Source organism: Grimontia sedimenti (assembly GCF_011045095.1).
Taxonomy (GTDB): Bacteria; Pseudomonadota; Gammaproteobacteria; order Enterobacterales; family Vibrionaceae; genus Enterovibrio; species Enterovibrio sedimenti.
The window spans coordinates 1-19,634 of the sequence record NZ_JAALDL010000005.1 but is presented as its reverse complement, the minus strand read 5'-3'; the positions used below and the strand labels follow the sequence as shown (position 1 = coordinate 19,634).

Annotated in this window: 15 protein-coding genes and 2 pseudogenes; 12 read left to right on the top strand and 5 right to left on the bottom strand. The window is 49.2% G+C overall.

Annotation, left to right across the window (positions count from 1 at the left end; genetic code table 11):
* The first annotated feature begins 15 nt into the window (after positions 1 to 15).
* The 5 genes from cydD (at position 16) to infA (ending at position 5,651) form a co-directional block, all read left to right on the top strand.
* Complete coding sequence (gene cydD, locus G5S52_RS08700; protein ID WP_165012820.1) at positions 16 to 1,785, top strand: heme ABC transporter permease/ATP-binding protein CydD; 1,770 nt, start codon at positions 16 to 18, stop codon at positions 1,783 to 1,785.
* A complete protein-coding gene (cydC, locus tag G5S52_RS08695) occupies positions 1,778 to 3,499 on the top strand; it encodes a heme ABC transporter ATP-binding protein/permease CydC (protein ID WP_165012818.1) in 1,722 nt (573 codons plus the stop codon). The genes cydD and cydC overlap by 8 nt, the downstream gene beginning before the upstream one ends.
* 316 nt (positions 3,500 to 3,815) lie before the next feature.
* Complete coding sequence (gene aat, locus G5S52_RS08690) at positions 3,816 to 4,532, top strand: leucyl/phenylalanyl-tRNA--protein transferase (protein ID WP_165012817.1); 717 nt, start codon at positions 3,816 to 3,818, stop codon at positions 4,530 to 4,532.
* Positions 4,525 to 5,229 (top strand): arginyltransferase, encoded by a 705-nt coding sequence (locus tag G5S52_RS08685; RefSeq protein ID WP_165012814.1) that lies wholly within the window; start codon positions 4,525 to 4,527, stop codon positions 5,227 to 5,229. The genes aat and G5S52_RS08685 overlap by 8 nt, the downstream gene beginning before the upstream one ends.
* Positions 5,230 to 5,432: 203 nt before the next feature.
* On the top strand, positions 5,433 to 5,651 hold the full coding sequence (gene infA / locus G5S52_RS08680) for a translation initiation factor IF-1 (RefSeq protein WP_002539157.1): 219 nt from the start codon (positions 5,433 to 5,435) through the stop codon (positions 5,649 to 5,651).
* A gap of 88 nt (positions 5,652 to 5,739) precedes the next feature.
* On the opposite strand, the gene clpA is transcribed toward infA, so the two are convergent.
* Positions 5,740 to 8,004 (bottom strand): ATP-dependent Clp protease ATP-binding subunit ClpA, encoded by a 2,265-nt coding sequence (gene clpA, locus G5S52_RS08675; RefSeq protein ID WP_165012812.1) that lies wholly within the window; start codon positions 8,002 to 8,004, stop codon positions 5,740 to 5,742.
* Between the two features lie 58 nt (positions 8,005 to 8,062).
* Positions 8,063 to 8,383, bottom strand: a complete 321-nt coding sequence (gene clpS / locus G5S52_RS08670; RefSeq protein ID WP_002539153.1) for an ATP-dependent Clp protease adapter ClpS — start codon at positions 8,381 to 8,383, stop codon at positions 8,063 to 8,065.
* 813 nt (positions 8,384 to 9,196) lie between these two features.
* Between clpS and cspD the strand changes: the two are divergent.
* Together cspD and G5S52_RS08660 are read left to right on the top strand one after the other, a co-directional pair.
* Positions 9,197 to 9,417: pseudogene (gene cspD / locus G5S52_RS08665) on the top strand (cold shock domain-containing protein CspD).
* Positions 9,418 to 9,739: 322 nt separating this feature from the next.
* Positions 9,740 to 11,233: a cytochrome-c peroxidase gene (locus tag G5S52_RS08660; protein WP_165012810.1), complete on the top strand. Its 1,494-nt coding sequence runs from the start codon at positions 9,740 to 9,742 to the stop codon at positions 11,231 to 11,233.
* A gap of 49 nt (positions 11,234 to 11,282) precedes the next feature.
* Here the strand turns inward: G5S52_RS08660 and icd are convergent, their stop codons facing one another.
* The gene (gene icd / locus G5S52_RS08655) at positions 11,283 to 12,530 is read right to left on the bottom strand and encodes an NADP-dependent isocitrate dehydrogenase (protein WP_165012808.1); all 1,248 of its coding nucleotides are present in this window, start codon (positions 12,528 to 12,530) and stop codon (positions 11,283 to 11,285) included.
* A 223-nt stretch (positions 12,531 to 12,753) separates the two neighbouring features.
* Here icd and G5S52_RS08650 point away from each other — a divergent pair.
* From G5S52_RS08650 to G5S52_RS08630, 5 genes and pseudogenes are all read left to right on the top strand, one after another.
* A pseudogene (locus tag G5S52_RS08650) lies at positions 12,754 to 13,412 on the top strand (pseudouridine synthase).
* Between the two features lie 84 nt (positions 13,413 to 13,496).
* Positions 13,497 to 14,609: a tRNA 2-thiouridine(34) synthase MnmA gene (gene mnmA, locus G5S52_RS08645; RefSeq protein WP_165012806.1), complete on the top strand. Its 1,113-nt coding sequence runs from the start codon at positions 13,497 to 13,499 to the stop codon at positions 14,607 to 14,609.
* 13 nt (positions 14,610 to 14,622) lie between these two features.
* Complete coding sequence (gene hflD / locus G5S52_RS08640) at positions 14,623 to 15,243, top strand: high frequency lysogenization protein HflD (RefSeq protein ID WP_002539144.1); 621 nt, start codon at positions 14,623 to 14,625, stop codon at positions 15,241 to 15,243.
* Positions 15,244 to 15,265: 22 nt separating this feature from the next.
* Complete coding sequence (gene purB / locus G5S52_RS08635; protein WP_165012804.1) at positions 15,266 to 16,636, top strand: adenylosuccinate lyase; 1,371 nt, start codon at positions 15,266 to 15,268, stop codon at positions 16,634 to 16,636.
* A 119-nt stretch (positions 16,637 to 16,755) separates the two neighbouring features.
* Positions 16,756 to 17,889 carry a ribosomal protein uL16 3-hydroxylase gene (locus G5S52_RS08630; protein WP_046305228.1) on the top strand — a complete coding sequence of 378 codons (1,134 nt, stop codon included), beginning with the start codon at positions 16,756 to 16,758 and terminating at the stop codon, positions 17,887 to 17,889.
* A 75-nt stretch (positions 17,890 to 17,964) separates the two neighbouring features.
* On the opposite strand, the gene oppF is transcribed toward G5S52_RS08630, so the two are convergent.
* Together oppF and G5S52_RS08620 are read right to left on the bottom strand one after the other, a co-directional pair.
* Positions 17,965 to 18,960 (bottom strand): murein tripeptide/oligopeptide ABC transporter ATP binding protein OppF, encoded by a 996-nt coding sequence (oppF, locus tag G5S52_RS08625; RefSeq protein WP_165012802.1) that lies wholly within the window; start codon positions 18,958 to 18,960, stop codon positions 17,965 to 17,967.
* Positions 18,960 to 19,634 (bottom strand): oligopeptide/dipeptide ABC transporter ATP-binding protein (locus tag G5S52_RS08620; protein WP_165012800.1); only part of this gene is annotated, 675 nt, incomplete at its 5' end. The genes G5S52_RS08620 and oppF, both read right to left, overlap by 1 nt.

The following is a 19,634-nucleotide window of genomic DNA, read 5'->3' as shown; positions in this document are numbered from 1 at the left end:
TACCAACGAAATACTATGGATAAAAAGAAACAGCGCTCGCTCGCCCAGTGGCTCAAAGGGCAAAGCAAGCTTGGCAAAAACTGGCTGATGGCAGCCATCGGACTGGCGTTCTTGTCCGGTCTTTTCCTTGTTGCCCAGGCAGCCTTGCTCGCTAACATTCTCCACGACTTAATCATTGAGAAAGCCGACAAATCCGAACTTTGGCTCTCTTTTGTCGCACTCGGTATCGTTGTGTGTATTCGTGCCCTCTGCAGTTGGGGTAAAGAGCAAGCCGGCTACCGAGCCGGCGAAGCCGTACGTCTTCATATCCGCAAACTGATCCTCGATAAGCTCCATGAACTGGGTCCTGCCACGATTCAGGACAGACCAGCAGGCACATGGGCAAGCTTGATACTCGAACAGGTAGAGGAAATGCAGGACTTCTTTGCCCGCTACCTGCCACAAATGGCCATTGCTGTTCTGATTCCCTTTATCATTCTTATTGCCGTATTCCCCTTGAACTGGGCGGCGGGTCTGATATTTCTGGTGACAGCACCGCTCGTTCCATTTTTCATGGCATTGGTGGGAATGGGTGCAGCTGATGCCAACCGACGCAATTTTAAAGCGTTACAGCGACTTTCCGGTCACTTCTACGATCGCCTCCGTGGCCTGTCTACCATTCGCCTGTTCGATCAGGCAGAGGCCGAAAGCAATCACCTTCGCGTCGCTTCAGAAGACTTCCGCAAACGCACCATGGAAGTGCTGCGACTGGCATTCCTCTCCTCCGCCGTGCTGGAGTTTTTCACCGCGCTATCTATTGCGGTCACTGCGGTGTATTTCGGTTTCAGTTACATTGGAGAACTAAACTTCGGCCATTACGGTATGGGCATTACCCTTTTCATCGGTATTTTTGTTCTGGTACTGGCACCTGAGTTTTACCAACCTCTGCGCGATTTGGGTACTTTCTATCACGCAAAAGCGCAAGCGATTGGTGCTGCGGAATCCATCGTCAACTTCCTTGAATCCACACCGGAACATCAGTCATCGGGCAGCGCAAAAGTGTCTGACGAAGCGATTAGTATCAAGGCTACCGATCTCGAAGTTCTTAGCCCTGATGGTGCTGTTCTCGTCGGCCCTATCAGCTTTGAAATTCGGGAAGGACAAAAGGTCGCGCTCGTTGGCCAAAGTGGCGCAGGTAAAACCAGCCTGATTAACGCGATTCTCGGCTTTCTTCCATATCGTGGAAGCCTGTCTGTGAATGGTATGGAGCTGAAAAATGCTGATTTGGCATACTGGCGCAAGCAGGTTAGCTGGGTAGGCCAGAACCCACAGTTATTCCACGGCTCTGTGAAAGACAATGTGTGTCTCGCCGCTCCTATGGCAACCAAAGAGCAAATTCAGCGCGTGACCAAAGCAGCTTATGCTGACGAGTTTATCCAGCGACTCGAGAAGGGTCTGGAACACTCGGTCGGTGATCGTGCATCGGGGTTATCTGTCGGACAGGCACAACGCATCGCGGTTGCCAGAGCTTTGCTTCAGGAAGGCCGCTTCTGGGTGCTTGATGAACCAACTGCAAGCCTTGATGCGTCCAGCGAACGCTTAGTCATGGAAAGCCTCGACCATGCCACCAAAGACACCACCTCTTTGTTGGTGAGCCACCGCATCGACCAACTAGGCGGTTGTGACAACATTTTGGTGATGCAACTGGGTAAACTGGTGCAACAAGGCACCTTCGAACAACTGAAACATGAAGGGGTCTTCGCCGAGATGATCCAGGCTGTCGACAGGAGCGATCTCGATGCGTGATTTGATTCCTTTCCTGAAACTATACAAAAAGCACTGGTTCGGCTTGTCGCTTGGCATGCTGTTGTCTTTCGCGACACTGGCTGCTGCAATTGGTTTGCTTACCCTGTCAGGTTGGTTCATTGCTGCTTCTGCAGTAGCGGGCCTGCTGGCGACAGCAAACTTCAATTACATGCTACCCGCTGCCGGCGTGCGCGGTTTCTCTATCGCAAGAACGGCTGGCCGTTGGGGCGAGCGCGTTGTCAGTCACAACGCTACCTTCAAACTGCTGGCAGACCTTCGCATCTTCTTCTTTGAGAAACTGACGCCACTTATCCCAGGTAGAGTCGGAAACCTGCGCGACGCCGATATCCTTAACCGTCTGGTGGCGGATGTGGATGCGATGGATCATGTTTATCTTCGTCTGGTCAGCCCGCTGATTGTCGGCGTGCTGGGTATTCTGAGTATTAGTGGTTTCCTGTATTGGTTTGATCCAGTTATCGGTCTCACGCTTGGTGCCATCTTGCTGTCACTAATGTTGGTACTACCTGTGGTGTTCTACCACCTTGGTAGATCACATGGCATTGAAATCACTCAATCCAAGTCGCAGCTGCGTATATCTTTGCTCGACTGGCTACAGGGTCATGCCGAACTGCAAATCTTCGGCGCCGCTGATCGTTATCGCGACGCAGCAGTAGAAGCAGAGCAACGTCTTTTGTCATCACAAAGACAAATGGCGCGTATCACAGGCCTGGCAAATGGCGTATTGCTGGCAGCCAATGGCCTGACGCTGGTGTTTATGCTTTGGTTGGCAGCTGATGGCATTGGTGGCGAACTGCCTAATCCTTATGTCGCTATGGTTGCATTTGCCACGATGGCAAGCTTCGAATTGATGATGCCTGTAGCCGGAGCATTCCAGTACCTGAGCCAGACAATGACATCAGCGAAGCGTCTAAACGAAATCATTGAAGCAGAGCCGGAAACGCCGTTTGATCCGATGGGCCACAACAACACAGCCAAAGGAGATATCACTTTCAGTGATGTGACCTTCTCATACCATGGAGCCGAGCAACCCGCGGTGAATGGTATTTCACTGTCCGTGAAAGCCGGAGAAAAAGTGGCACTATTGGGCCGAACTGGTTGCGGAAAATCTACCCTGCTACAGTTGATCACCCGCGCGTGGGATCCATCGTCAGGCAGTGTCTGTATTGATGGCGTCGCGTTGGATACCTGGCGTGAGTCAGTATTGAGAAGCTCAATTGCTGTCGTCAGCCAGCGGGTTGACGTGTTCAATGGCGCAGTGCGTCATAACCTCTCCATGGCGAAGCCTAACGCGTCGGATGAAGAGCTAACATCCGTCATCGAACAAGTTGGCCTATCTGCTTTGCTGGAAGGTCCGGGCTTAGACACTTGGCTGGGAGATGGCGGACGCCAGCTATCCGGTGGTGAGAGGCGTCGCCTTGGCATTGCAAGAGCCCTGCTGCGAGACGCGCCTATCCTGCTGCTGGATGAGCCTACGGAAGGTTTGGATGTGAAAACAGAGCGACAAATTCTGTCTTTGCTGCTCGACCATGCCAAAGACAAAACCGTTTTGTTTATTACACACCGTCTGGTGGGACTGACCGAAATGGACAAGGTGTGTTTAATGGATGAAGGGCGAATTATCGAGCAGGGCTCTCACCAAACCCTGAAAGAAGCAGGCGGTCGATACAGCCAACTGCTTCAACGAATTCAGTAAAACCTCATACCCAAACAACCTGAAGATGCTGAACTCAGCGAGGTTGACTGGCGTTGTGGTCGCGGCGTTCCTTTGCAGGTGTAGTCATCTCCATCAAAAAGGAACAACAAAGAGCACGGCGTCAGTCAACTCGCCCGAAGGGAGGACATCAATGCGCCCACTTCTTCGTTAAATACCACGGAAATAGAACCACTATTCCTCGTGAAATTTGCCTCGAATTGAGCGCATTGATGACCTCTGAATACAAGCATCCTCAGGTCGTTTGGGTATAAACTAAAGGGAGCATTGCTCCCTTTTTAACAGTGAAAGAAAATACATGACGATCTATCTGCCGCCATTGGATGACAACAACCCCGATTTTTTTCCGCCCGTTTCATCGGCTCTGGAAGAACCCGATGGCTTGTTGGCTATTGGCGGAGATCTATCGCCAGAACGATTACGCGTAGCTTATTCAAAAGGTATTTTCCCTTGGTTTGGTACAGATGAACCGTTGCTCTGGTGGTCGCCAGCGGAACGGGCAGTGATTGATCCCATCGCTTTTGTGCCTAGCCGGAGCCTCAAAAAGTATGTGCGCAAACAAGGCTATCGGGTTTCCATCAACCGGGCGTTTGAACAGGTCATTCAGCATTGCGCGCTAATCCGAGGCGAAAATCAGGTGTGGATTACACCAGAAATGCGCGAAGCTTATATCCGCCTCCATCAACTTGGTTCGGCTCATAGTGTCGAGGTATGGCAGGAAGATGAATTGATTGGGGGTTTGTACGGCGTCAATGTCGGTTCGCTCTTCTGCGGTGAATCCATGTTCTCGCTAAAAACCAACGCATCAAAAACAGCACTTTGGTATTTCTGCGAGCATTTCCGGCACCACGGGGGGAAGTTGATTGATTGTCAGATGATGACAGATCACCTCGCTTCTTTAGGCGCAGAACCTGTTCAGAGGCATGATTTCACTCTGCTGCTCAGTGAACTGAAGCACCAGATCACCGATGCATCTCTCTTCCGTTCGCAATGGATTAACGCCAATCATGGCTAGCCAATCAATACGTATCGGCGTAATGGCACCGTCTTCCTGCAGCTATCTGGCAGAGCAGGAAGAATCTGTTGCTGTGGTACTTGACCCAGAGCTTCATACTGACCGTGGCTATGGGTTTCTGGTGCAAAGTGGTTTTCGTCGCAGTGGAAACAATATATACCGCCCCTATTGTCGCGCCTGTACAGCGTGTCACTCCCTTCGCGTTGATACGTTTGGATTCATGCCATCCCGCAGCCAAAAACGTCATTTGAGCCAACTGAAGCGCCTTACCGTTGAGCTTAAGGATGAGATGGACAGAGAATGGTTTGATCTCTATGAGCGCTATATCTCTGCCCGGCATAGAAATGGCTCCATGTATCCCGCGAGCAAGCAGGATTTCAGTTCATTTGTGCAAAGTGACTGGCAGACCTCTAAGTATCTGCATCTATATGAGAATGGGACGCTGATTGCCATTGCGGTCACGGATGTTCTTGAGAATGGCTACAGCGCCATTTACAGCTTTTTTGAGCCGCAGCATCCATGGTCTCTGGGTTCACTGTGCGTTCTCGCTCAAATCAAACAGGCACGGACAAACGACATCCCCTGGTTATACTTGGGTTTTCAAATCGATGCCTGCAGTGCGATGAACTACAAACAGAAGTTCAAACCTCACCAGCGTTATGTGGCAGGCAGTTGGATAGATGGCGACCAGTTTTAGACAACAGTCCCTTGCAAGCCTACCCCTCGGTTTTCTTTAAGCCAGCCGGCATAAAAGCGCCCAAACCTTAACCAATAGCTGATTTTTGCTGGTCAGTACGGATGCAAAGGGGTAAAATTCCGCCCCTAAACTTTACAGACTCAATCAATCAAGGCATTATCTGCCGGTCAAAATTTGGCTGATCGGTAGCCCAAGAGGATTAAATGGCAAAAGAAGACGTAATTGAAATGCAAGGTACCGTTCTGGATACCCTGCCAAACACCATGTTTCGCGTAGAACTAGAGAACGGCCACGTAGTCACTGCTCACATCTCTGGTAAGATGCGCAAAAACTACATCCGTATCCTGACCGGTGACAAAGTTACCGTTGAGATGACGCCTTACGACCTGTCTAAAGGTCGCATCATCTTCCGCGCGCGCTAATCCTCACGTCTCGCGAATACAAAAAAACCCGGCATTGCCGGGTTTTTGTCGTTTTGAAAAACCGGACGCTTATGCGTCCGGTTTCAATTTAGGCAGGTTCCATTTCATCGCTGAAGCTGAACGTCAGTTTGTCGTTCTTCACGCCAACTTTGACCGTTCCGCCATTGACCAAGCAACCAAACAGCAGTTCATTGGCCAAGTTCTTCTTCACATGATCCTGCATGACTCGCGCCATCGGACGCGCACCCATCGACTTGTCATAGCCTTTCTCTGACAACCAAAGCTTGGCTTTGTCTGTGACTTCTAGTGACACGCCACGGGCATCCAATTGAGCCTGTAGTTCCACGATGAACTTATCCACCACCTGAAGAATAATGCTCTTATCAAGATGGTTGAACCAAATGATGTTATCGAGACGGTTACGGAATTCAGGTGAGAATACCTTCTTGATTTCCGACATTGCATCAAGGCTGTGGTCTTGTTGGATCAGACCAATAGACTTGCGCACCGTTTCGGTAACACCAGCATTGGTCGTCATTACCAGAATCACATTACGGAAGTCAGCTTTGCGACCGTTATTGTCAGTCAGTGTGCCGTTATCCATTACCTGCAGTAGAAGGTTAAAGACATCCGGGTGAGCTTTTTCAATCTCATCCAGCAGCACCACACAATGCGGATGCTTAATCACAGCATCAGTCAACAAACCGCCCTGATCGTAGCCCACGTAACCTGGAGGCGCACCAATCAGACGACTAACGGTGTGACGCTCCATGTACTCAGACATATCAAAGCGCTGAAGTTCGATACCCATGGCGCGTGCGAGTTGAACCGTCACTTCTGTCTTACCAACACCAGTAGGGCCTGCGAAAAGGAATGAGCCCACTGGCTTGTTCTCTGCACCTAATCCCGCCCGGCTCAGTTTGATTGCTTCGCACAGCGCGCTGATTGCATCATCCTGTCCGAAGACCAGCATTTTAAGCTTCTGCTCAAGCGACTGGAGCACGTCGCGGTCAGTAGAAGATACCGATTTTTCTGGGATACGCGCCATCTTGGCGATCATCGCCTCAATGTCACCCACACCCACGGTCTTCTTACGCTTGCTGGCTGGCGCCAGACGACAACGTGCGCCCGCTTCATCAATCACATCAATGGCTTTATCTGGCAGATGACGCTCATTAATGTATTTCGCAGAAAGCTCAACCGCGGCACGAATCGCTTTGTTGGTGTAACGAACTTCGTGGTGAGCTTCGTATTTAGGTTTCAGGCCCATCAGGATCTTAGTCGTGTCATCCAATGATGGTTCAACCACATCGATCTTCTGGAAACGACGCGCCAACGCACGCTCTTTTTCGAAGATGCTGCTGTATTCCTGATAAGTCGTTGAACCGATACAGCGAAGCTTACCGCTGGATAGCAGAGGTTTAATCAAGTTGGCAGCATCCACTTGACCACCCGACGCTGCACCGGCGCCGATGATGGTGTGGATTTCATCAATGAAAAGCACCGCATGATCTTCTTTCTCTAGCTGTTTCAAAATGCTCTTGAAGCGCTTTTCGAAATCACCGCGGTATTTGGTACCGGCAAGCAAAGAGCCAATATCCAGTGAATAGATCACGCAGTCCTGAATGATTTCCGGCACCTGACCTTCAACGATACGCCATGCAAGACCTTCGGCAATGGCCGTTTTACCGACGCCAGCTTCACCCACCAGCAGTGGGTTATTCTTACGGCGACGACATAGCACCTGAATGGTGCGCTCCAGCTCTTTGTCCCGGCCAATCAGTGGATCGATGCCGCCCACACGGGCTAGCTGGTTAAGGTTTGTGGCAAAGTTCTCGAGACGTTCTTCACCACCACCTTCAACCGCCGCTTCATCCGACGACAAATCTGCACCAGGTAATTCTTCATCGCTGCTGGAAGACTTGGTTGTACCGTGTGAAATGTAATTAACGACATCCAGACGGCTGATGTCATTTTTCTTGAGAAGGTAAGCAGCATGCGATTCCTGTTCGCTGAAAATCGCGACCAGTACGTTAGCACCACTAACTTCGCTACGACCTGAGGACTGCACGTGGAAAACGGCGCGTTGAAGCACACGCTGGAAACTCAGGGTTGGCTGTGTTTCACGGTTATCATCGTCGACAGGGATAAGTGGAGTGGTTTGTTCAATGAATGCTTCCAGCTCTTTACGCAGAGCATCGAGATCCGCGCGGCAGGCGAGTAAAGCTTCTCGGGCCGCGACGTTTTCCAGAAGCGCCAGTAGCAGATGTTCAACTGTCATGAACTCATGACGTTTTTCACGTGCTCTTGCAAATGCCCCATTAAGGCTTGCTTCGAGTTCTTTGTTTAGCATAAGGCACCTCCCTCAAATACCACATTATGGTGTGCCGGAGAAAAACCGGGTTTGCGACTTAGGCCTTCTCCATTGTGCACAACAGTGGGTGTTGATGTTCTTTCGCATGCATCATTACTTGTGCGACTTTCATCTCGGCAACTTCCGCAGTGAATACGCCACAAACAGCTTTACCTTCGTAATGCACCGTAAGCATCAGCTGTGTTGCTTTCTCTATATCCATAGAAAAGAACCGCTGCAACACCTCCACTACAAACTCCATGGGGGTGTAATCATCATTATTCAATACCACTTTGTATAATGATGGCGGTTTTACCTTGGTTTCTTCCGCTTCCTTTACATCGGAATCCGGAACTATCCATTCGTACTTTTTACTCATAAGGGATTACAATCTTTAAGGTAGCTCAAGTGTTTCTTATAAAACAACTATTTATACGTCAGAATCATAGATTGAGACATTTAACACAAGAATCTCTACCACTATTTAAAACGTAATGCACAGATTGTATTCCAGCAACCGTTTCATTGCTACGGCGCGCTGATTTTCGCCTGCAAATCACCACATAAATCACGCTCACTCCCCTATCTACTATCAGACCGCCATCATAGTCACTCAATTTCACTTCAATATCTGGCGTTTAGCAAAATCGCAATGTCAGCTTTTCCATACATAAAAATTCAAAATTATTTGGTCTCATTTTTATCAAGGTGTCTCGAAGTATCAAAACTTAATTTGCTAAATGAATGTTTCGGGATTTCATATTGCGTTTAGAAATATCGAATAATAGGTGTATTAACATATTAATTCACAGAGAGTGCTACTACTAGCAACACCCTAGTTTTACTAACAATATTCCTGTAGGTACGACCACCCCATTGTGCCACAAGAAGGGTTATCGTTGATGGAGTTGTAAATTAACTCCACCAATCAACCTCTTAATGAATAAACTTTCGTTTCATTAATGCAACTCAGTTTACAAAAATGATACCCCCATCATCCTTCTGTCAGAACAATAGCCATTTTTATTAAAATGTTGTTATATGGGGGCAAGCAGGCTTGACTGTCTAAATCTTTCTACTAGAGTGGGAATTGAAGTAAAAACATACTGCATCAATTACTTCTGAGTAACGTGATTGCACGGGTTGGTTTTACTCATAGTTATGCAATTTGAATGCAAGAGGGATGTTTCGCATGGCAACTGGTACAGTTAAATGGTTTAACAACGCTAAAGGGTTTGGGTTCATTTGCCCTGACGAAGGTGATGGCGATATTTTCGCGCACTACTCCACAATACAAATGGACGGCTACCGCACGCTAAAAGCGGGCAGACTGTGAACTACGAGGTACAGGAAGGTCCGAAAGGTTACCACGCCAGCCAAATCGTTCCTGTCGAGAACGAAGCTTTAAAATAATAGTGTTGCTATAAACTTTTTCGCTGCCGGAAGGTCGAGAATTGAAAGAGCGAACGTTACGTTCGCTCTTTTTTATTTGTGCTGAACATACCCTGAGACCCTCACCTACTTCCCTTTATTACAATACTCCAACTCTTTCACTACCTCGTTTCACCCGTTCGACTGCCCTCATGCCTCAGAGTCGATAACATGACTGTTAAATCCCTGAAAAATTAAAACTATTCCCAACTGTGGAACTCATTGCTGTGCAGATATACGAGTACATTGAGATAGCGTCATTCCAGTGCCGTAAGAGCACAACATGATGTTTGTTGGAGGACCTATGAAGACAAAAATCTATTCAACTGTACCAACCCTTATCTTACTCTTCTCATCTATTGCCCATGCTTCCTTTATCGACTTTCAAAGCGAACAATGGGTAGACAATGCCCTGACGAATAAGATCTCCCAATACTCACTGACTGGCGACCCTGGAAAGCATCGCACTATCCCTTCAATTAACTCACCAAAAGCGCAGCTTGGGAAACTGTTGTTCTTTAGCAAAATCCAAAGCGGCAACTTCGATACAGCTTGTGTCAGCTGTCATCATCCCACGCTCGGGGGTGCAGATGCCTTATCGATAGCTATAGGAGTAGACTCAGTCAACCCAGATTTGCTGGGGCCAGGTAGACAGCATCGTTCAACGGCTGTGAACTATGATGGTGGACCTACTATGCCACGTAATGTGCCCACCTCTTTCAATCTGGGATTCTGGGACCGCCACCTATTTCATGACGGGCGAGTTGAAGCACTTCTCCCTGTGCCGTTTCAGCATGGGGCAATTGGCCCTATCAGCACGCCTGATTCAGGAATAGGTAACCCTGACAGTGATGCTGGTGCCAACCTTTCTCATGCTCAAGCAGGTTTCCCTATCACACCACAAGAAGAAATGAGGGGGTTCTCATTCGCACAGGATAAGACTAATCAAGAAATCCGCGACTTAATTGCTGCCAGGCTACGTGGAGAGCTTGAGCCACTGAGTATCAATCAATGGCCAACCTTATTCCGGCAGACTTTTAACAAACAAGATGGGCCATTAGAGGAGGTGATAAACAGCGCGACGATTCGTGAAGTCCTGGGCGAATACATGCGCTCCCAGTCTTTTGTCGACAATAGATGGTATCAATATATCAAAGGCGACAAAGCCGCCTTATCCCTACAAGAAAAACGAGGGGCATTGAAGTTCTTCGGTGGCCGCTTTGAAGGTGGTTTCAACTGTCAGTCCTGCCACCAGGGAGATTTAATGACAGATGAGGGGTTTCACAACATTGCAGTACCTCAAATTGGCAGAGGTAAGGGGGATGGTGAAACGGGTACCAATGATTTTGGCAGGTACCGTGAAACCTCTGTATTACGCGATGCCTATGCTTTCAGAACCCCTTCTCTGCTCAATGTTGAAATGACATCGCCTTATGGTCACAGTGGAGCCTTCACCACGCTGGAAGATATTATCAAGCATCACATGGACCCTTTTTACTCCGGTGCGTTTTATACCTACGATGGCCCACAGCCGAATATCCAGTTAGCTGATCAACGATCGAATACCTTTGAAGCGCTATGGACAATGTTCTTCCAGCAAGCAACCGGACAGAGCAAGCTTCAATCTCCATACTCCTACCGGCAAACAGATATCGAGGATCTTTCCGCTTTTCTGCGTTCACTCACCGACCCTTGCACTCAAGACCGGGCTTGCCTTGAACCCTGGCTGGTTGACGACGATATCGACCCTGATGGATTACGTGTCTATGCCGTCGACAAAAACCTAAACCCGCTGTAAAAACAAAAAAACCCGGCCAAAGCCGGGTTTTTCAGCATTGAAAGCCAAATTACATTTGGTCGATCATGTCTTGTGCGAACTCAGAACACTTACGCAGGGTTGCGCCGTCCATCAGACGCTCAAAGTCATAGGTCACAGTCTTGTTACTGATCGCTTTTTCCATTGAGCTGATGATCAGGTCAGCGGCTTCAGTCCAACCCATGTGACGCAGCATCATTTCTGCAGACAGGATCAGAGAACCTGGGTTCACTTTGTCCTGACCCGCGTACTTAGGTGCAGTACCGTGAGTTGCTTCGAACAGTGCGATGCCGTCGCCGATGTTTGCACCAGGGGCAATACCAATACCACCAACTTGCGCAGCAAGCGCATCTGATACGTAGTCACCGTTCAGGTTCATCGTTGCAATCACATCGTACTCCGCTGGGCGCAGCAGGATTTGCTGCAGGAATGCGTCCGCGATAACGTCTTTGATGATGATCTCTTTACCCGTGTTCGGGTTTTTCATAGTCATCCAAGGACCGCCATCCAGCAGCTCAGCACCGAACTCTTCTTTCGCTACTTCGTAACCCCAGTCTTTGAACGCACCTTCGGTAAACTTCATGATGTTACCTTTGTGCACCAGAGTCATCGACGCGCGATCGTTGTCGATGGTGTATTGAATTGCTGCACGAACCAGACGCTTAGTACCTTCTTCAGATACTGGCTTGATACCGATACCACACTCCTCGTCGAAACGGATTTTGGTTGCACCCATTTCTTCTTTCAGGAATTTGATGACTTTGTCTGCTTCTGCAGTGCCAGCTTTAAACTCAACACCCGCATAGATATCTTCCGAGTTTTCACGGTAGATAACCATGTCGGTCAGTTCAGGTTGTTTCAGAGGGCTTGGCACGCCATCGAAGTAACGTACTGGACGTGCACAGATGTACAGATCCAGTTCCTGACGCAGTGCAACGTTCAAAGAACGGATACCACCGCCAACAGGGGTAGTCAGAGGGCCTTTAATAGCAACTTTGTATTCACGAATAAAATCCAGTGTTTCAGTCGGCAGCCATTGGTCTTCACCGTAGATTTGCGTCGACTTCTCACCAGTGTAGATTTCCATCCAGGAGATCTTACGGTCACTGCCATAAGCTTTTTCTACTGCCGCGTCCACAACTTTGAGCATTGCAGGACTAACGTCAACACCAATGCCATCACCTTCGATGTAAGGGATAACTGGGTTGTTAGGAACGACCAGCTTGCCGTTTTCTACCGCAATTTTCTCACCAGCTGGTACGACTACTTTACTTTCCATTTAATTCTCCTAGCGTCCATTTGTTATTTTGCGCTGACCAGACAGAACAATTTCCTGTCGCACAGTGACATGTTCATTTCGCCTTGTAGCACGTCAGTTAATTGTTCTATCTGGTATAACATGCGGGCAAAAGAATACTGTAAATCCCGCAACACGCCAATCACATTATTCCATGTATAATACTAAGGTCTCATTTGTTACTAGACCTGATTGACACGACTTAATGACGTTTAAAACCCCCCCTAATAAAGGCGCAAAATCGCCATCTTCGAAGCCGAATTTCCGACGCACTTCACGACGACGCAGCGACAAACCCGCGCGTCCGAAAGGGCCGACGAAAGTCATTGTATTCAATAAACCTTTCAACACCCTGACACAGTTCACCGGTGAGCCAGGCGATTCCACCCTGGCAGACTTCATTCCTGTGAAAGAGGTTTACCCTGCTGGACGCCTTGATAAAGATAGTGAAGGACTTCTGGTTTTGACCAACGATGGCATTTTGCAGGCACGCCTGACCCAACCACAATCCAAGTCAGCAAAAATCTACTGGGTGCAGGTTGAAGGCGAACCATCCGAAGAATCTTTGAACGCGCTCCGTGATGGTGTGGAGCTTAACGACGGCTGGACACTTCCTGCTGGCGTGGAGGTCATTGCTGAACCTACCATTGGGATCGCAATCCACCTATTCGCCATCGTCCTTCCGTGCCGACAACCTGGCTAGCCATCACACTGACAGAAGGCCGTAATAGGCAGGTTCGTCGCATGACCGCTGCAGTAGGTCACCCCACTTTGCGTCTGGTGAGATACAAAATGGGCAACTGGACCGTCGATGACTTACAACCCGGTGAATGGCGTGAAGTACCACCGCCTGCACGCAATTAAACTGTGACTCACATCTCATCTGTAACCGCGTAAAGGTTTCTGTTAAACTCTGCCCCCGATTTTATTGGAGCTAGAAATTTCGTCATGTCAGATAACAGCAGCAAAAAAGTTATTGTCGGTATGTCCGGCGGCGTCGACTCCTCAGTGTCCGCCTACCTACTGAAGCAACAAGGCTATCAGGTAGAAGGCCTTTTCATGAAAAACTGGGAAGAAGATGATAACGACGAATACTGTTCGGCAGCGGAAGATCTGGCCGATGCGCAGGCCGTGTGTGACAAGCTGGGAATCACCCTGCACACCATCAACTTCGCTGCAGAGTACTGGGACAATGTGTTCGAGCACTTCCTGACCGAATACAAAGCAGGTCGTACACCGAACCCAGATATCCTGTGCAACAAAGAAATCAAATTCAAAGCCTTCCTCGAGTTCGCCGATGAAGTGCTGGAAGCTGACTACATTGCAATGGGTCACTACGTGCGCCGCACTTTTCCAACTCAGGAAGGTGAAAAAGCGCAAATGCTTCGTGGTCTTGATAGCAACAAAGACCAAAGCTACTTCCTATATACACTGAGCCACGATCAGGTTTCACGCAGCCTGTTCCCGGTTGGCGATTTGGAGAAGCCGGAAGTTCGCCGCATTGCCGAAGAGCAAGATCTGATCACCGCGAAGAAGAAGGATTCCACTGGCATTTGCTTTATCGGTGAGCGCAAGTTCACAGACTTTCTGTCGAAGTACCTCCCAGCGCAGCCAGGCATCATTGAAACCGTTGATGGCGACGAAATTGGTGAACACCAGGGCCTGATGTACCACACTCTGGGTCAGCGCAAAGGTCTTCACATCGGTGGCCAAAAAGGTGGCAACGGCAACGAAGCGCCTTGGTATGTGGTTGATAAAGATGTTGAACGCAACGTTCTTATTGTTGCTCAAGGTCACGACCACCCTCGCCTGTTCTCAAAAGGCTTGGTGGCAGGCCAACTACACTGGGTAGATCGTGAAACGATTACCGAACCATTGAAGTGCACCGTAAAAACGCGATACCGCCAGCAAGACATATCATGTACCATCGAACCCATTGATGGTGACCAGATCAAAGTGATTTTTGATGAACCGCAATCAGCGGTGACTCCTGGTCAATCAGCGGTATTCTATAGCGGTGATGTTTGCCTGGGTGGCGGCATCATCGAACAGCGTATTTAAGGAGCACTCATCTGTGGCTAATACTTTGTTTGATCGTACCATCGCGTTCGCAGGTATCTGTCAATCCGTCAAACTGGTTCAGGAGATAGCACGCAAGGGAAGTTGTGATTACGACGCTCTAAGTGCCAGCTTGAACAGTATTATCCTCACGAATCCGTCTTCAACTTTGGAGGTTTTCGGCAATGAAGAAAACCTCACCATTGGTTTGAACACACTGATTAATGAATTAGATAACAGTCCAGGTGGCAGTGAGCTTACCCGTTATCTGATCAACCTCCTCGCGTTGGAACGCAAGCTGTCCGGTCGCCGTGACAGCCTTGCGCAACTTTCGGATCGTATCGAAACTGTCCAGCGTCAGGTCCAACACTTTGAACTGCTCGATGATCAAATGATCAGCAACCTTGCCAGTATTTACCTCGACACCATCAGTCCGCTGGGCCCACGTATTCAGGTAACCGGTAACCCTGCCCAACTGCAACAAACCGGCGTACAACACAAAGTACGCGCCCTGTTGCTTGCAGGTATCCGTGGCGCAGTGCTTTGGCGTCAGGTAGGGGGCAAACGTCGCCATCTTATCTTTGGCCGCAAGCAAATGATCGAGCAAGCCAAAATCATCCTAGCCAGAAATTCGTAATATTTAATTCAGGAGAAAGCCCATGGAACTGTCAGCATTGACAGCTGTTTCACCGGTTGATGGCCGCTACGGGACGAAAACGATTGCGTTACGTTCTATCTTCAGTGAATTTGGTCTGCTGAAGTACCGTACTATCGTAGAAGTCCGTTGGCTGCAGAAGCTGGCTGCAACAGATGCCATCAAGGAAGTACCGGCATTCAGCGCAGACGCAAACGCACTACTCGACAAAATCGCTGCAGAATTCAGCGAAGAAGATGCACAGCGCATCAAAGAGATTGAGCGTACCACCAACCACGACGTAAAAGCGGTTGAGTATTTCCTGAAAGAAAAAGTTGCGGACAATGCAGAGCTGAACGCGGTTAACGAGTTCATTCACTTTGCATGTACCTCAGAAGACATCAATAACACCTCTCACGCCCTGATGCTGAAAGAAGCACGTGAGCAAGTAATCCTGCCAGAAATCCGCAACGTGATTGACGCGATTAAAGCACTGGCTGTTGAATACCGTGATGTTCCTCTTCTGTCACGTACCCACGGCCAGCCAGCATCCCCATCGACTATGGGTAAAGAAATGGCCAACGTGGCGTACCGTATGGAACGTCAATACAAGCAAATCGAAAGTGTTGAGATTCTGGGCAAAATCAACGGTGCAGTAGGTAACTACAACGCACACCTGTCTGCATACCCAGAAGTTGACTGGCACCAGTTCAGCGAAGAGTTCATCACTGAATCTCTGGGCGTTACCTGGAACCCGTACACCACGCAAATCGAACCGCACGATTACATCGCAGAGCTGTTCGATGCGATTGCTCGCTTCAACACCATTCTGATCGACTTCGACCGCGACGTATGGGGTTACATCGCACTGGGTCACTTCAAGCAGAAGACCATTGCAGGTGAAATCGGCTCTTCCACCATGCCGCACAAAGTTAACCCAATCGACTTCGAAAACTCAGAGGGTAACCTGGGTCTGGCGAACGCCGTATTCGGTCACTTGGCACAGAAACTGCCAATCTCTCGCTGGCAGCGTGACCTGACGGATTCTACCGTACTGCGTAACCTGGGCGTGGGCGTAGGCTACGCGATCATCGCTTACACCTCTACCCTGAAAGGTATCAGCAAGCTGGAAGTGAACCGTGAAGCACTTGAAGCTGAGCTGGACAAGAACTGGGAAGTACTGGCTGAACCGGTACAAACCGTGATGCGTCGCTACGGCATTGAGAAGCCTTACGAGAAGCTGAAAGAGCTGACTCGTGGTAAACGTGTAGACGGTGAAGGCATGCGTGCATTCATCGATGGTCTGGATCTGCCAGAGCATGAAAAAGAGCGTCTGAAAGAGATGACGCCAGCGAACTACATCGGTGATGCAATCAAGCTGACTGACGCGCTGTAATTTAGCATTTCAGTCTGAAAGCCCGAATACGCCAGTGTTCGGGCTTTTTTAATGCACCTCGTTTATACCCATATAAGGGTATATACTCTCCCCCAATCCCAAGAAACAGCAATCCCACTATGTATCAGTTAAATTTTGATCTGAACGATTTCCTTACCCGCTTCTGGCACAAAGAGCCTGTTGTGATTAAAAACGGTTTCATCGATTTTGAAGATCCTATCAGCCCGGACGAAGTGGCGGGTCTGGCGATGGAAGAAGAAATCGATTCCCGTTTTGTGTCCAATCTGGATGGTAACTGGGAAGTTCAACACGGGCCATTTGAGAGCTTTGAAAGCTTCCCAGACACGCATTCCCAGCTGATTGTTCAGGCTGCTAACCACTGGCACCCGGGACCGCGCGCGTTATCCGAACCTTTCCGTGGTCTCCCGAACTGGCTGTTCGATGACGTGATGGTTTGTCTCTCCATGCCAGAAGGCGGCGTGGGTCCACACATTGACCAATATGATGTGTTTATCTGTCAGGGCATGGGTAAGCGTCGCTGGCGTGTCGGGGATAAAGGCGAATACAAAGATGCCAATCACCATACTGGCCTCCGTCAAATTGAAGGCTTCGACCCGATTATCGACGAGATCCTCGAGCCAGGTGACATCCTTTACATTCCGCCGGGCTTCCCGCACGAAGGCAATACTATTGAAGTATCACTCAGCTATTCAGTAGGTTATCGCTCGCCCAAGAAACAAGAGCTTCTCAACGGCTTTGCAGATTTTGTGCTGACCAATGAATTGGGTGACAAGCACTTCTACGATCCAAATATCCAAACCCGTGACGAGCACGGCATGATCCCAACAGCGGAATACAATGCGCTGAACGACATGCTGATGAAGCTGATCAACGATGAAGATGCCAAAGCGCGATGGATGGGTGAGCAACTCAGTCAGTCTCGCCACGAGCTGGACATCATGCCAGCGGATCCACCATGGCAATCTGATGAGCTTCAACAGTTTATGGAAGACGGTTTATATCTGGAAAAAGTATCTGGTCTTAAAGCGCTTTACCACGAAAACAACCCTTCACTGGTTTTCATCAACGGCGAAACCATTGAACTACCAGAAGGTTGTGAAGCGGCGGCGAAGGTCTTCTGTGATATGGAATACTTCTCGGGCGAAGATTTGGGAGCAATCGCTAACAACCCTGCCCTTTTGGCACTGTTGCTTGATTTCTGCAATCAAGGATTGTGGTACCCGCAAGCCTAATACGCTGAAATATAAAAATAAAAAAGCCTTCCGTTTGGAAGGCTTTTTCGTATCAGGTATCTACTGTGATTGGTATTAAAGATGAACCTGCAGACAGGAAACAGAATGCAAATCCGTCCCTGACAGTCTTGGTTTCGTCTGTGCGCACGCATCTGTCGCTTGAGGGCAACGGGTACGGAATACACAACCCGAAGGCGGGTTCATCGGCGAAGGAAGTTCACCTTCCAACAGTTGAATTTCTTTGTTCCGCTCTTTCACAGGATCCGGCACGGGAACCGCAGACATCAAGGCTTTAGTATACGGGTGCTGTGGGTTATCGAACAGCGCATTACCTTCTGCCAGTTCCACAGCGTTACCCAGATACATAACCAGAACGCGATCGGAAATATGCTTCACTACCGAAAGGTCGTGCGCGATAAAGATCAGGCTCAGGCCCATTTCTTTTTGCAGCTCTTTCAGCAAATTCACCACCTGCGCCTGAATCGACACGTCCAGTGCAGAAACCGGCTCGTCACAGATCACCAGCTTTGGTTTAAGGATAAGCGCGCGTGCAATACCGATACGCTGACACTGACCGCCCGAGAACTCGTGCGGGTAGCGGTTAATCACGTTCGGCAGCAAGCCGACACGGGTCATCATTGCCTGCACCTGCTGTTTCACTTCATCCTTAGACAGTTCTGGATAGAAGGTTTTCAGCGGCTCAGCGATGATGTCACCCACAGTCATACGTGGGTTCAGGGATGCCAGTGGGTCCTGGAAAATCATCTGGATTTCTTTGCGCTTCTCACGCAGGTCGTTCCCTTCCAGCTTGGTCAAGTCCTGACCCAACCAGACAACCTGACCTTCCGTCGCCTGCACCAAACCAATCACAGCACGGGCGAAGGTGGATTTACCACAGCCTGACTCGCCCACGACACCTAAGGTTTCACCCTCATATAGCTTGATGTCTACGCCATCAACAGCTTTCAGAGCCGTTGGCTTTGCCCAAGGCCATACTGACTTGGACGCAATATTGAAGTGCACTTTCAGGTCTTCAATATCCAGTAGCAGTTTTTTATCCATCGCACCCATTACCAAGCCTCCTGATCAGAAAAACATGCGCGCAGACGTCCATCAGCAAAAGGCGTCAGGATAGGCGATTCGCTCTTACAGCGATCACCAACGCGATGGCAGCGGTCCTGATACGGACAGCCCGGTGGCAGTTTCAGAAGGTTTGGCGGGTTGCCAGGAATAGTCGGTAGAATTTCACCTTCCGTATCCAAACGTGGAATGGCCTTCAATAGACCTTCTGTGTATGGATGGCTTGGCTTGTAGAAAATCTCATCGACTTTACCGTATTCCATGGTACGGCCCGCATACATAACCAGCACTTTGTCACAAGAGCCAGCGACCACACCAAGGTCATGGGTGATCATGATGATGGCAGTATTGAATTCTGATTTCAGCTCGTTCAACAGTTCCATGATCTGTGCCTGTACGGTCACATCAAGGGCTGTGGTTGGTTCATCAGCAATCAACAGTTTTGGTCGGCACAGTAGCGCCATCGCAATCATGACACGCTGGCGCATACCGCCTGAGAATTCATGCGGGTACATGGTGATACGCTTACGCGCTTCAGGAATTTTCACCGCTTCCAACATGCGAACAGACTCTTCGAATGCTTCCGCTTTTCCCATGCCTTTGTGCAGCATGAGAACTTCCATCAGTTGGTCGCTGACTTTCATAAACGGGTTCAAAGAAGTCAT

Coding starts and splice junctions, on each gene's coding strand:
- cydD (WP_165012820.1), top strand. CDS start 16: ATGGATAAAAAGAAACAGCGCTCGCTCGCCCAGTGGCTCAAAGGGCAA.
- cydC (WP_165012818.1), top strand. CDS start 1,778: ATGCGTGATTTGATTCCTTTCCTGAAACTATACAAAAAGCACTGGTTC.
- aat (WP_165012817.1), top strand. CDS start 3,816: ATGACGATCTATCTGCCGCCATTGGATGACAACAACCCCGATTTTTTT.
- G5S52_RS08685 (WP_165012814.1), top strand. CDS start 4,525: ATGGCTAGCCAATCAATACGTATCGGCGTAATGGCACCGTCTTCCTGC.
- infA (WP_002539157.1), top strand. CDS start 5,433: ATGGCAAAAGAAGACGTAATTGAAATGCAAGGTACCGTTCTGGATACC.
- clpA (WP_165012812.1), bottom strand. CDS start 8,004: ATGCTAAACAAAGAACTCGAAGCAAGCCTTAATGGGGCATTTGCAAGA.
- clpS (WP_002539153.1), bottom strand. CDS start 8,383: ATGAGTAAAAAGTACGAATGGATAGTTCCGGATTCCGATGTAAAGGAA.
- G5S52_RS08660 (WP_165012810.1), top strand. CDS start 9,740: ATGAAGACAAAAATCTATTCAACTGTACCAACCCTTATCTTACTCTTC.
- icd (WP_165012808.1), bottom strand. CDS start 12,530: ATGGAAAGTAAAGTAGTCGTACCAGCTGGTGAGAAAATTGCGGTAGAA.
- mnmA (WP_165012806.1), top strand. CDS start 13,497: ATGTCAGATAACAGCAGCAAAAAAGTTATTGTCGGTATGTCCGGCGGC.
- purB (WP_165012804.1), top strand. CDS start 15,266: ATGGAACTGTCAGCATTGACAGCTGTTTCACCGGTTGATGGCCGCTAC.
- G5S52_RS08630 (WP_046305228.1), top strand. CDS start 16,756: ATGTATCAGTTAAATTTTGATCTGAACGATTTCCTTACCCGCTTCTGG.
- oppF (WP_165012802.1), bottom strand. CDS start 18,960: ATGGGTGCGATGGATAAAAAACTGCTACTGGATATTGAAGACCTGAAA.